Here is a 13412-nt window from a genome sequence, read left to right as displayed (position 1 = left end):
GTACGCTAAATCTGATATATCCATACACCCATCTGGATTTGACGGAGCAGCGTCAAAGAATTTTGTCCTGGTTTACTACTCTCCAGAACACCCTTGACTAGAAAACCCAGACGGATGAAGGGTAGCCGTTGCCGCATTGGCGGTAAGAATGACTTTTCCATCAGGACTAATCACCATACCCTGAGCTTCTACGAGCGGAGGTTTTGCTGTACTCGAAGGTCGTGCTACGACAGGGGCTGCATTACTCGCTGTTCCAATGTCACGAGTCACCCAAGGGGGTGTCATGGCTCCACTGCTGAGGGGGTCATCGGGTGTTGGGGGCAATCCTCCCCTACCAGTGACGAAGAAAGTACTCTGATCTTTAGCAACCAAGCTGTTTCGAGATGCACAACCGTAGTTAATTAAGCCTGCGGGGTCTACGGGGGTTACATCCAATTCTATAAGTCCCTGAACAGGGTCAGAAGACTGGGTTTCAATTTGGATGTTTTGTAAGTTCGTTCCTGAACCCGCATCGGAACCGACACTAATATCACTAGTGCCATTGTAGCGAAGCGCTTGCAGTTCTTCTGGCGTTAAGCCCGATCGCGCTTGCAGTCCAATCAGTCGCCGTGCTTGGAGCGTAATTTTACCACCTGCACCGCCAAAGGCATTGGCAATAATATCGCTATTTTCATTAAGGACGGCACTGACAAACCCATTTCTCACATCAATATTGATTCTGCCCCCATTACCAGGATTTTGCCGAGAACCAGCCGAGGTGGAAATAACACTGTTGCGGTACAGTTTCAGATCGTTGGCTGTAATCTCAATATCACCCCCATTGCCACTCGCCGTTTCAGCGGTAATAGCGGCGTTCTGATCTAGCATTAGGTTATTGACTCGAACTTGAATCTTCCCAGCCTGGGAGCTACTACTTGTTGCCTGATTATCGGCTTGGAGACTAGCTCCATCGGTGATAATCATCGTGGGAACTGTGATTTCCAGATTGCCTCCATTCCCGACTCCGGTTGATTCCACCCGGCTTTCGATGCCACCTTGTTGGTGCAAAGCTACTGTATTAAGGGCATTTATCCTTACATTCCCAGCATTGCCTTGACCACTGGTGCTGGTAGAAACTAAAGCTTGATTAGCCACCGATAGGCTACCGGTGGTGATATTGATGTTGCCAGCTTGTGGGGCTGTTCCGGACAAGGTACTAAAGGCACCACTACCCTCGCCGTCAAACGCCACAGTCCGCTCCGTATTAATGTTAATATCGCCGCCTCTGTCACCCGTGCCAGCCATACTCGAATCAATACGAGCACCATTGATGATAAACAAGTTGCCCGTGTTCAGGGTGATGATACCGCCATTCCCCACCGCACCCTGTTCCACCGAGTTACTAATCCGGCTACCACTGCCCGTGATCGTAATGTTGCCACCAGGGACACTGATTTCTGTATTCCCGGCATTGCCCTGAGCCTTTTCACCCACGGAGTTAACAATGGCACTCTCATCAATCAGTGACAGTTGACCGGCTGTGAGGCTGATTCGACCTGCACTACCTGTGGCATTCGGTTCGATGGCATTGGAAATTTGACTTCCCTGCTGCAACGTTACCTGACCATTGCCAGTATTAATCGTTACATCCCCCGCGTTGCCTTGACCACTAGTGCTGGTAGAGAGTTGAGCGTAATTCGTGAGCGATAAGCTAGGGGTGGTGATATTAATGTTTCCGGCTTGTGTAGCGGTTCCCGACAAACGGCTAAAAACACCACTGCGGTCAAAGGCCACAGTCCTACTCGCATTAATGTTAATATCCCCTCCCCTGTTCCCTGTGCCAGCCATACCGGATTCAATGCCAGCAGCATTAGTAATAGATAAGTCGCCTGTATTGATGGTAATGATGCCGCTATTCCCGACCGTGCCAGCTTCAACATCAGTGAAAATGCCACTAGGATTGTACTCACGTTCGCTGACGCCGCTGATTACAAGTTGGCCTGGGTTACCTGGAGTTCCAAGGATATTGAGCAAAATATCCCCACCCTGTCCATTTTCGTTGTACTCAACTTTGCTGGCGATGTAACCTCCATTTTGAAGGCTTAGTCCTGCGGCTTGGATGTCAATTCTGCCGGCTTGTTTCCCGCCGCTACTACCATCCTCTACCCCAAATCCGATGTTGCTGCCAATTCTACTGCCCGCATCATTAATCCATATCCAGTAATCGTTTTGACGGGAACCATCCACAGTAACTGTACCTGTTGCACGAATCGTAATGTCACCGGCTTTAGCACCAGGTCGGTTACCAAAGTTATTGGCTAAAATTTCCCCGCCATTGGTTAAGATTAAATCCCCAGTACTAATCCAGATATTTCCGCCATCACCTTGGGAGCGTCGATTGACCTGTGTAAAAATGGCACTAGGCCAACTCCCTTGGCGATCGCTATCCACAGATAGAGTCTGGGATAGGTTGAGGGTGATATTGCCGCCATTGCCGATCGCATCATCCCCACTCTGGCTGGTAATTTGACCTCCCCGCGTTAAGAATAGCGATCGCGCCGCGATAGAAATATTTCCTGCACTTCCACTACTAAAGGTATTGCTGCTCAGTTCCACACCGTCCAGACGCACATCCCCCGCAGCCCGAATCATCATGTCACCCCCTAGTCCACTGCCAAAGGTACTCGTGTCTAACCGACCTACAGGGGTAAAGTTTCCACGAGAGTCGATAATAATTCGTCCACTGTTGGAAGTGCTGTCAAACAAGGAGGAGGTGAATATCCGATTCACCTGAATGTTTCCAACCAGTCCATTCGGCTGGAACTGGTTGGTTAACAACACTAAACCATCGGGCTGCTTGTTGATAATAGTACCCGTGATCGTAATGTTGGCATTCGATAGAGGTGCAGTGGAAGGGCTGGGTATCGTCCCAATGACTGTAGGATCAGGTGCCGGAAAACCACCCAATGCCGCCCAGTTCACACCAGCCCGCACATCCAGTGTGGCAATTGTATTACCTTGAATCGTGATGGGTGTACCATCCGATAGCGTCAAGCCGGCAAGGGAGGCAAGGGTTTGGGTGCCGTTAAAGGGGGTTGTATTCCCTGGGTGAATGGTATTGGCATCCGTGTCTGTGCCTGTAATCTCAATATTGCTCAGGGTGACACTCCCACCCGCCAAAATATGTAACGATGCACCCGTATAATCTCCTAAACTGACATCTCCACTCGATAAAATAATCGGGTCATCAGGACTGAAGAGATTACCCAAACTTCCATCCAATTGTTCAACCCGAAAACTTCCCCCACTCCAATAGTGAGCATCACCTCCCACCGGGTTGGCACTCCGCAACACCATATCCCCACCTGAATAGAAGCCACTGTTGGGGTGATTCAAGGCAAAGATATCTACCCTTTGGTTACCCTGCACCACTAACTTGTTACCCGCAGAGGCGATGAAGGGATGGGTGGTGCGATCGCGCACTTGCGTTGTATCTTGAGCTTCTAGGGTTAAATCTCTGCCTGCTCTTAACTGACCTTGTAAATCTAGATTCCCTGCCTCTAGGGTTAAGTCTTGCCCAACAGTTAAATTCCCTGTACTCGCAATCGTTCCGGGTTGTGAACCATACTGCACTCCAAGGGGAACATTAATCGACAACAAGGGGGGTGCTTCAGGGTTGGTGGCACTAAACTGGGTTCCATCGGGAAACTGGAAACTATTAGCGGTGGTTGCTAAAAATGAACCCTTAATATCGAGTCTTGCATTTGAGCCAAAGATAATGCCATTGGGATTAAGCAGGAATAAATTAGCGTTACCATTGACGCCTAGAGTTCCTAGAATATTCGAGACATTATTACCAGTCACACGACTGAAGATATTCTCAATGCCTGTGGGGTTGGCAAAGTAGACTCTTTGCCCGTTATTGACATTAAATTCGGAAAAACTGTGAAACAAGTTGGTTTCTCGGAGTGCGCCGCCCTCGATGACGTCAGCCGGAAGCCCTTGCACATTGGTACCCGGAGTCAGGCGGGAACCTTCAGCCCCTAGAGTTGTATCCGGTGTAATTTGTGCCAGCGTAGGTTTACTAGGAATGGCAATCACCACAGATAGTTGAGCGAGTGTCCCAATGGCGATGCCAATACCCGTTCTCTCCCACCCAAAACACCTAGTTTTATTCACGGTAGACCCCTTGACCCAATAGCTTCAATATATCTTCCCTTCGGAGGATGTTTTCATACACCATTTTTTAAATAGCTGACTCTTACTGGCTTTGACTGAGAAGAGTTTACGATTATCTTTTAGTACGAGCAGCGATTAACCCTTATCCATTAACCCTTAGCGATGCCCCAACTTATTGAACAACCCAACCGCATTGAAGCAGCAGGCAACAAGCCCAAACTCATCGATGAATACATTGGTCGCGTATCCACTCAAACTTCAGCCGTTAGTATTGCCCATATGCGCTCTTTGAGTGGCTGGATGGAACCGGGACAACAGCCTGAATTTGACGAATTCACCGTTGTGATCAAAGGAATGCTGCATGTTGAATACGAGGGGGGCGAGATGGACGTTCAGGCAGGACAGGCTGTAATAGCTCGAAAAGGTGAGTGGGTTCGTTACAGCACTCCCTCTCCAGAGGGCGCGGAGTATATTGCCGTGTGTTTGCCAGCCTTTTCTCCTGACATCGTGCATCGTGATAGTTGATTGATGAGTCTTTCCCTCTCTATCCTATGCCCCTAGTCAGCTAATGGGAGGGTGAACCAGAAGGTTGACCCAGCATTAGAACTACTTATAATACCAATCTCTCCACCGTGAGCGTTAATAATTTGGCGACATTGATACAAACCCAAACCAATGCCAGTTAAGTGCTTCGTATGCAGACCTCGAATGTAAAGTTTGAAGAGGCTGTTTTGTTGTTCTTGGCTCATGCCTAACCCATCATCTTGCAGAGTGCAGCGAATTTTTTGGTCTTCAACCTGGAGTTGCAAGGTCAAATTTAGTCCTGGTGGATTGTGTTTTAAGGCATTGGTGAGCAAGTTTTCCAACACCCGTCGTACCTGAATTGGATCAGCATCGATCATGGGGCAATTTTCGGGTAATTGTGGAGTCAGAGTGGCTTGGTTTTGAGCCAGTATCGGCGAATAGCCGGTAATTAAGTCCTGACACAATTGAGTGAGCTGTATCGGTTGACGGTGCAGTTCTAATTGACGCTCTTCGTTAAAATGATCTTCTAATAGAGAGTTAATTAAGTTGAGCTGACGTTCGTTGCTTGTGATCATTCGTTCCAGGATAGGCCGAGATAGGGTTACTCCATCTCCCGCTGATTGATATAAATGTTTTAATACCATTGACATTCCCAGCAAAGAGGTGCGGAGGTCGTGGGAAACGGCTTGCAGGAATACATCTTTGAGTTGGTTAAGTTCCTGAAGTTCGGTCATTTTCGCGGTGAGTTCTTGGGTTCGCTCCTCTACCTGGGATTCCAAATGAGCGGCGAGGTCTGTAATCTGTCGATAGAGTTCTGCTTGCTGGATGGCAATTGCGACTTGTGTGGCGAGTGAAGTAAGCCACTCAATTTCCCACGATTGCCAATGACGGGACTGGCTACATTGGTTAACGACTAACGCCCCATATAGGTTATCCCCCACCCAAATGGGCACAGCGAGGATGGCTCCAACTTGATACTCGGCGTGGTAGGCGGCAATATGACAGGAACAAGGGATAGTTTTTGTATCCTCAATGGCAATAACATGACCTTGGCTAAACCGCGATCGCCATTCTTGTATGGTTGCCTCATCCTCAATAACCATGCTACGAAGCGAGGGATAGCAGGGTTCTACTGATTCAGCAATAATTAGACCTTTTAACAGGGTTGAAGGTTTGAAGGTTTGAAGGTTTGAAGGTTGTTTGTCCAAGGCATTTTTGAAGGGTAGGTTTTCCTCGGAACTGTCAACTTGGGCTACATTCTGGGATGAACTTCGGTGCGATGCTAACAACTGACTCACGTTTAAGGGTTGAGAAATGCCATCAATTTGACCAATAAAGACACGGTCAGCCTTTAAAAATTCTCGGACTTCTGCGACCGTTGTGTTCAGAATTTGATCGAGATGGAGAGAACGCCGAATCCGCAGCGCCATCTCTCCTAACAAGCGCTGTCGTTCAGCCGCTTCGCTCACATGCTCGGCGGCGGCGCGAAGTTGAGCTTCGACTCGTTGGCGCTCAGTAATATCCTGCACTGTGCCCCTAATCCCGCCCCCGTAAATCTCCGATTGTTCGCAAACCATGCGTTCTGAACCATCCGGACGTACAATTCGATAGTCCAGGCAGTAGGGCTGATTTTCTCGTAAAGCACCTCGAATCGCCTGTCCTACGCGATCGCGATCGGCGGGATGAACCACTTGAAACAATGTTTCCCAAGTCGGCTCGAAGGCTTTAGGACTAAAACCAAAAAGGCGGTAAAGTTCATCCGACCACTGCAATTTCTGCTGAGGTAAACAGGAGTTGTTGCACGTCTCGTAAAAATCCCAGTTTCCAAGTTGTGCAAGGCGTTGAGCATTGGCTAAACTGGCTTCCCTCTCTTTGAGTAAATCTACGGCACGAGCACGTTCTGATTCCGCCGCCGCGAGGACTAAGGCTGTAATCGAGACAACGCCCATAAAGCCCTGTAAGAATAAAACCGTTTGCTTGATGCTTGTATTTGCCACAAACGGCCCAACTCCCTGCATCGCTCCCCAAATGGCAATCGTGCAAACAATCAGGGTTGCCGCCACTGCACCTCGCTGAGTAAAGCGAATTGCGGCCCAGACAACGAAGGGAAAGGGAAGATATTCCAGGGGATATTGAGCCAAATCAACGGCTGATTTTAACGCGAATACCAACCAGCAAAGGGTAAACAACAGGGTAAAGCAGATAACAGCTTCAGCGAGAGTGGAGTTTTTTTCGCCCTGAGAAGGCTTGTCCAAAGCTGGGGAATGGGGAACAACTCTCAATCGTCTGTGAAACCACCACTTCTTGCCCCACTCCCAGGGTTTCCCTTGTAAAATTTGGGCGATCATCCATCTCACGTTCCCCAGCCAATGGCGACCCATTAACAGCAGGGGAGTGACCACTAAAATGCCCATGCCGTCTCCGACCCACAATGTCCACCAGTTTTCCTGCCACTGCTCAGGCTCAACAGTACCGCCCAAGCAACCAATCAGCGTACTGAGGCTGGCATTGATTAGGGTCGAACCCCATGCTCCCCAGACGACTAAGTGTAAGACATCTTGCCGCCGTTTGAGGGAGGGGCGAAACTTCAGCCAACGAAAGACTTCGGCTCCAAGGAAGGCTTGTAACGTGATACTGAACGCTAAGGCGAAAGCCATGGTTAAGGATACCTGTGACTGGCACCAAAAGAATGACCCCAGTGCCACCCCCGGCCAGACACGCTCTCCTGCCAAGAGTAAACCGGCTAAGGCAATCCCTGCGGAAGGCCATAAGGGAGAAGCCTCTAAACCCAGCCCTAGAGAGGAGACGGTGAGGTATGCCCCACCATAGTAAGCAACCGCGATCGCGCCGACTACGGCAATATATCGCCAGATGCTTCTCTGACTCAAGGGCATCAGGTTCTGTCGATTCATTTTGCTAAAACCCTAAAAATTCTGGTCTTCACTTGTGCTTTCCTTCGATCAATCACCTCTAAAAATAGCTTCGATCATTGCACAGTTATCGACTTCCCCCAGGTGGATGAGCTGTAGGATTTGTTAAATAAAGCTTTGACAAAGAGCTGCTTCAGAGTTCTACGCCTGGGTTAACTTTAATCACCCGATCGGGTGATTAAAACACATTCAATTCAATTAAATTTATCTTTATTTTTGTCCTGATTTCTGAAATTTATCTATTTTGCTTGGGAGCATTTAGATATAAACTCTCCTCACCCTTCTTTAAAGCGTGTACATTTGGGATGTTCCCCAAAAAATTTATAATTTTAAATTTTTGGTGTGTTTTGGTGTGATTTTCTCATAAATCACTGTACCTTAGCCAGATGTCGTCAATAGCCCTTCTCTTGCGGTTATAAAAATCAGTTGAGTTAATTAACTAAATGATTTTTTAATGCAAATCGGATGAGTTCAGCTCTGTTACTCGTTTCGGTTTTTCGTAAAAGACTGCTGACGTGCTTTTCGACTGTCCGAGGACTGCGGTACAGCTTCTTACCAATTTCAACGTTGGATAAACCGATGGCGAGCAAAACTAATACTTCCTTTTCTCGCTCCGTCAACTCGATGGCTGTAGAATTGGGAGCGATCGCCTCTGCTGGCATGTTGTCTGGTGTCGATGGCGAGTCCCAATCGGGTGAACGCTCGGATGTTGTACGGGAATCGGGGAAGGAAACTTTCCGATCCAGTTGGCGCTCCACAAGATTGCGGATAACCGCGCCTAATTCATCCATCTCAAAAGGCTTCGGCAGGTAAACATCACACCCTGACTCATAGCCCTCAATGCGTTCCTTCGTCGTGGCGCGTTCGGTTAGCAGGACAATCGGCAACAAGCGAAACGAGGGTTGCTGACGAAGCTTTTTCACCAGCTCATAGCCGTCCATGCGGGGCATGTTGATATCCGTCACCAGTAGGTGAGGATGGTACTTTTCGATTTTCGAGAGAGCTTCCTGGCCATCTTCAGCTACGATGACTGAGTAGCCAGACATCTCTAGATAATCACTTACAGAAAGACGGGTTCCCAGGTTGTCGTCTGCAACCAGGATAATCAATGGCATGGGGTACTGATCTAAGAGCGAGTCTTCTCTTACGCTAGGTCATATCTGGTTAACTCAGCAGAAACCTAAAAACAATTGTGTTTAGGTTCTGAATGCTAAAACTGTGCCCTAACTCAGTGTACAGCCACTCCCTCCCAGATCTCATGCTCCTATGGGCAAAGTCGTATTACATCAACTCTTCCTGAAGGCAGTAATCGGTTTGTAGCGAGCGCTCAATCGCTCAAGCGCTCACTAAGAAAGGAATCAGTACCCCTCAAATCAACTTGCTGACACCTTTAAGCTGCTCGGTTGCCCCGGATTGCCTTCTAGGACAACACCTCGCTGGTTCGCTTGCAGATGGCGCAACAGCATATAAATCGATTCCACCCGCTCCGGTGTTCCGATTTTTTCAGCCAACTCAGAAAGAGACAGGGGAGCACCTTCTGCCTGAAGTACCTGCATCACCTGTTTCTGTAAATCCAGAACAGCCGCTGCCGCTTTCTTGCCTGCTTCGACCCCAGGCTGATGGTAAGCGTTGATATTCACGAGGAAACCATAAAGACCCACTGCACGCTCGTACAAGGCAATCAGAGCGCCCACCGTGCGGGGATTGACTTGAGGAATCGTTACCGTGATCGAGTCCCGCAGATTCTCATACAGGGCTTGTCGAGTCCCCTGCAATAAACCCGATAGATAATCGCCTGAGGTTACCCCTGGTTCGACCTCTGGAGAGATTCCTTGTCGGTCTTCTAAAACTTCAATGAAGGTGACAAAGAAATTAGCGACTCCCTCTCGTAACTGTTGCACGTAGGCATGTTGGTCAGTTGAACCCTTGTTACCATACACGGCAATTCCTTGATGGACAACATTGCCCTCTAAGTCTTTCTCCTTGCCCAGAGATTCCATCACCAATTGTTGTAAGTAGCGTGAGAAGAGGAGCAAGCTGTCCTTATAGGGTAGAACCACCATATCTTTCTCACCTTTGCCATTCCCGGCAAAGTACCAACACAGGGCTAGCAGGGCGGCGGGGTTGTCTTCGAGCTTGGGTATGCGGGTAACGGCATCCATCTCTTTCGCACCCTCAAGCATTTCACGGATGTCAATGCCTTGCATCGCGGCGGGGAGGAGTCCCACGGCGGATAGTTCTGAGGTGCGTCCTCCCACCCAGTCGTACATCGGGAAGGTGGCTAGCCAACCTTCAGATTTAGCGAGTTGATCCAAGTTGCTGCCTGTGCCAGTTATGGCCACGGCATGAGAGGGAAAGTTTAAATTCTTGGACTCGTAGACTTTTTTCACCTCAATCATACCGTTACGGGTTTCCGGCGTGCCCCCAGACTTGGAGATGACGAGGACTAGGGTGGTATCAAGTTTGTCTTGCAGTTGAGCCATGACTTTATCAATACCCGCCGGATCGGTATTGTCGATAAAGTGAATGGCGAGTGCTGGAGAAACGGGGGCTAAGGCTTCCGCCACAAACTCAGGCCCTAAGGCGGAACCCCCAATGCCGATGGATAAGACATCGGTGAATTGGAACTTTCCAGAGGGATGAATGGCACCCGTCTGAATTTTTTCGGTGAAGTCTTCGATTTTTTCCAGGGTATTGAGGATTTCGTCCCGTAGTTCTGGAGTTGGGGCTAAATCGGCGTCTCGCAGCCAGTAGTGACCGACCATGCGGTTTTCATCCGGGTTGGCGATGTCACCTTTCTCCAATGCGTCCATATCTTGAAACGCCTTCTCAAACTTCGGTCGCAATGTCTCGACAAAAGCGTCATCAAAGCGCATACGACTGATATCGAGATAAAATTCCAACTCTTTATGGTAGAATAACCAGTCTTGGTAACGTTGCCAAAGAGTAGCGGCGTCCATAAATTAAATTGCTCTCAAACTTCGTGTCTTGCCAATCACAAGTTTACGAGGAGTCAAATATAGGGTTTGGGTAGAACGCGCAAAAATTTCACAATCTGACCAGTAATTTCAATCCCGACTAAGTAGTTGTCGATGGAAAATCTGTAAAAAATCGCATCCGAGCTAATTCGGTGTAGCTCTGGCAGGTCTTGAATTCGCTGGAGTCCGATAAACTGCTCGAAGACGACGTGGCAAACCTGTTGGTAAGCCGCCGACTCTAAATTTTTGAGATCTTCTAAAAAGGATCGGGCATAGCGCACTTCTATGCTCACAAGGTGGGTTCTGACTCCAAGTTACAAATCTTTGTTGACAATGATTATCGGGTCAGCTCAGGGAAACTGTAAAAATCGTAACGCTTGTTCACGGGTGAGCATATCCCCCGGTCTTACCGTTCGCATCGACTCTTGCATGGCGATGAGCATATAGAGGTTATAGTAAAGCGGCTGAAGAACGAGCCAAGCCTCTTGCAAATTCTCATCAGAAAGTTGTTCGATTAGGCTAGGGAGCTGTTCAGTCAAAAGCAGTAATCTACCTCTAAGTAAATTCATCACACCCCCTCATACGCCAACGCCGACTAAAGTCTTATCCCTAAAGACAGACAGTTGTTCATTATCGGGTGTTTTTGACAACTTTGGCGGCAACATTCCCATGATTTTAACTTTCCTACCTGAAAAAGGCCGGAACTCATACGAGGATCTGGGGGGATCTAAATCGGATGGAGAAATTTGAAAACACGCCCTAGACCTCTTCAGGATTGAGGCGCATCATTTCCCAAGTGGTATAAGTACCAATGGGACTCCAAAGAATGTAGGGCAGTAGTAACAAAGAGGCCCAAATCGAAATAGGAAAAACCAGTAGTGCCAGGATGATGCCTATGACAGCACCAGTACCGCCAATAATGGTACCCACCTTGAGGCTACGGAGTCTGAGCATCACAGGTGTATAGGCGGTGGTAACGATTTCTAAAAGCAGATATAAGCCCATCAACCACCAAGTTTTGGTGTTACCTGGGGCCTTTTCCCAAACAATATAAGCTGACCAAGCCGCGCAAATATAAATAACAGTCCAGATGAAGGGAATGGCTGGCTCAAAGGTTAGCCATCTCGGACGTTGTAGGCGGTTGAACCATTTAGCACCGTCGGGTGTAATCAATCCACCACCCAACACCACTATTAAGGCCACAGCCCCTATCACCATCCAAGATTTAATCATTACTTTGCCTTGTGTTCATCGCTCATTGACTTTCCCGGTGAAGTCAGGACAAGTCTTATAAGTTGATTGTCCCAAGTTCACCGATTGAGGGAATCAGCCCTTGGTGTGAACAAGACAAGGATTTGATACTTAACCGATCGCATCATCCCACGATCGCAACAGCAACTGCAACCGCTCTATCAGCGCCAGCGTTTGCTGATAAGCAACTCGATTCCCCTGTTGATGAAATTGCTTTGATGCCGCTTTCAAGTCAGATAATGCAGCTTGTTGAAACCCTAGTTCGTGGTGAATAATACCCCGATTCACATAAGCTTCAGCATGGTTTGGGTCGAGTTGTAGAGCTGCTGTAAAGTCTCGAACGGCACTCAATAAATCGCCCATGCGGTGACAGGCACAGGCTCGGTTGTAGAAAGCTCTGTGATTATTTGTATCTAGATTGATGGCTAAGGAAAAATCTGCGATCGCTCCGTCAAAGTTCCCCATCATCAGCCGTGCTAAACCGCGATCATTATATATTTCCACCTGTTGCCGATTAGAAACGCGATCGCTCTTATTTAATGCTTGATTGTAATCTGCGATCGCTCCCTGAAAATCTTGCAGTTCAAAACGTGATAATCCTCGATTATAGTAAGCACGTAAATCATCCTGAACTCGTTCTATAACCTGATTGTATTCAGAAATTGCTTCTGAATAATTCCTCAGCCTATGATAAGCCAAACCTCGGTTGAGATAAGCTTCTGTATTGTTAAGATTGAGGGTTAGTGCTGTCGAACAATCTTCTGTCGCTTGGATATAATCTCCTAATTGAATATAAACCAAGCAGCGATTACTGTAAGCCTCAGCAAAATCTGAATCTAACTCAATGGCTTGAGTAAAATCATGTAAAGCGGGTTCGTATTGGTCGTGCTGAATTTGTTCTACTCCCAAATTGAACCATTCCAGGGCACTTCTCGGTACAATCGCTAAAGATTCGGCTCTGGCTTGGGTTGTCAAGGGTAAAATAACCAGCAATGCTGTAATGCTGAAGCTGAAGAAAATTCGGATGAATTGATTCATATTGTTTTGTTGTATCACAGCTAAAAACTGGAAATGGACACAGAGAATTAGCAATTAGAATTTACCTTTTACTCTTCGCTGTATCCATTCACAATTAATCCTTAACTCCAACCCTTGTCTGCTTTTTCTAAGACATAGTTAGCCACATCTTCAATTTAAAGTTTCTTCAATTGAGTTTTCCTCCCTTCAAATACATAGCAAGTCATAGGCATCTGAACGACAGTTAATGGGCGCATCCTATGATTTTTTTTAATTTAAGGGAAGCGATATGAGGGCGTCAAAAGACAAGCTGTCAAACTTTGAGAAGCCATAGCGTAGCGATTGTTAGGCTGTAAGTGAAGCCCTAAAAGCACTTAGGTAAGTTTAACCCTATACCCTACAGAGTAATGTCGGGATGCTCCTGAAGTGGATGGCTATAAGGCTGATTTGTCAAATTAGAGTACTGCCGCTAGAGCAAAGAGGAAAGGTTCCTGCGATTAACTTGACGAGTTCCAGCCAAACTCTTTAATTTGTAGCTAACCTCGCTTTTTGA

9 protein-coding genes are annotated in these 13412 nt (G+C 47.7%); 1 reads left to right on the top strand and 8 read right to left on the bottom strand.

Annotated elements, in window-relative coordinates:
- Positions 1-75: 75 nt before the first annotated feature.
- Positions 76-4158: a two-partner secretion domain-containing protein gene (locus MIC7113_RS33415; RefSeq protein ID WP_015183182.1), complete on the bottom strand. Its 4083-nt coding sequence runs from the start codon at positions 4156-4158 to the stop codon at positions 76-78.
- A 162-nt stretch (positions 4159-4320) separates the two neighbouring features.
- Here MIC7113_RS33415 and MIC7113_RS15915 point away from each other — a divergent pair, with 162 nt between their 5' ends.
- Positions 4321-4683, top strand: coding sequence for a cupin domain-containing protein (locus MIC7113_RS15915; RefSeq protein ID WP_015183181.1), 363 nt, complete (start codon positions 4321-4323; stop codon positions 4681-4683).
- Between the two features lie 32 nt (positions 4684-4715).
- Here MIC7113_RS15915 and MIC7113_RS15910 read toward each other — a convergent pair whose 3' ends face one another.
- The 7 genes from MIC7113_RS15910 to MIC7113_RS15880 all read right to left on the bottom strand — a co-directional run bounded on the left by MIC7113_RS15910 (position 4716) and on the right by MIC7113_RS15880 (position 12880).
- Positions 4716-7595 (bottom strand): sensor histidine kinase, encoded by a 2880-nt coding sequence (locus tag MIC7113_RS15910; protein WP_015183180.1) that lies wholly within the window; start codon positions 7593-7595, stop codon positions 4716-4718.
- Positions 7596-8044: 449 nt separating this feature from the next.
- Positions 8045-8728, bottom strand: a complete 684-nt coding sequence (locus MIC7113_RS15905) for a response regulator transcription factor (RefSeq protein WP_015183179.1) — start codon at positions 8726-8728, stop codon at positions 8045-8047.
- Between the two features lie 258 nt (positions 8729-8986).
- Positions 8987-10573, bottom strand: coding sequence for a glucose-6-phosphate isomerase (locus MIC7113_RS15900; RefSeq protein ID WP_015183178.1), 1587 nt, complete (start codon positions 10571-10573; stop codon positions 8987-8989).
- Positions 10574-10626: 53 nt separating this feature from the next.
- Positions 10627-10884: a hypothetical protein gene (locus tag MIC7113_RS15895; protein WP_041780091.1), complete on the bottom strand. Its 258-nt coding sequence runs from the start codon at positions 10882-10884 to the stop codon at positions 10627-10629.
- A 57-nt stretch (positions 10885-10941) separates the two neighbouring features.
- Positions 10942-11160: a hypothetical protein gene (locus MIC7113_RS15890; protein WP_015183176.1), complete on the bottom strand. Its 219-nt coding sequence runs from the start codon at positions 11158-11160 to the stop codon at positions 10942-10944.
- Between the two features lie 190 nt (positions 11161-11350).
- Entirely contained in the window at positions 11351-11824 is a 474-nt protein-coding gene (locus MIC7113_RS15885) for a TspO/MBR family protein (protein WP_015183175.1), read from the bottom strand.
- Positions 11825-11953: 129 nt separating this feature from the next.
- Positions 11954-12880 (bottom strand): tetratricopeptide repeat protein, encoded by a 927-nt coding sequence (locus tag MIC7113_RS15880; RefSeq protein WP_041780090.1) that lies wholly within the window; start codon positions 12878-12880, stop codon positions 11954-11956.
- Between the last annotated feature and the right edge of the window lie 532 nt (positions 12881-13412).

Origin of the sequence: Allocoleopsis franciscana PCC 7113 (assembly GCF_000317515.1) — a bacterium.
Classification (GTDB): domain Bacteria; phylum Cyanobacteriota; class Cyanobacteriia; order Cyanobacteriales; family Coleofasciculaceae; genus Allocoleopsis; species Allocoleopsis franciscana.
This window is presented reverse-complemented; position numbering and strand designations above follow the sequence as displayed.

Excerpts from the sequence above, each read along its gene's own strand:
- MIC7113_RS15915 (WP_015183181.1), top strand. The coding sequence starts at position 4,321 with ATGCCCCAACTTATTGAACAACCCAACCGCATTGAAGCAGCAGGCAAC.
- MIC7113_RS15910 (WP_015183180.1), bottom strand. The coding sequence starts at position 7,595 with ATGAATCGACAGAACCTGATGCCCTTGAGTCAGAGAAGCATCTGGCGA.
- MIC7113_RS15905 (WP_015183179.1), bottom strand. The coding sequence starts at position 8,728 with ATGCCATTGATTATCCTGGTTGCAGACGACAACCTGGGAACCCGTCTT.
- MIC7113_RS15900 (WP_015183178.1), bottom strand. The coding sequence starts at position 10,573 with ATGGACGCCGCTACTCTTTGGCAACGTTACCAAGACTGGTTATTCTAC.
- MIC7113_RS15890 (WP_015183176.1), bottom strand. The coding sequence starts at position 11,160 with ATGAATTTACTTAGAGGTAGATTACTGCTTTTGACTGAACAGCTCCCT.
- MIC7113_RS15885 (WP_015183175.1), bottom strand. The coding sequence starts at position 11,824 with ATGATTAAATCTTGGATGGTGATAGGGGCTGTGGCCTTAATAGTGGTG.
- MIC7113_RS15880 (WP_041780090.1), bottom strand. The coding sequence starts at position 12,880 with ATGAATCAATTCATCCGAATTTTCTTCAGCTTCAGCATTACAGCATTG.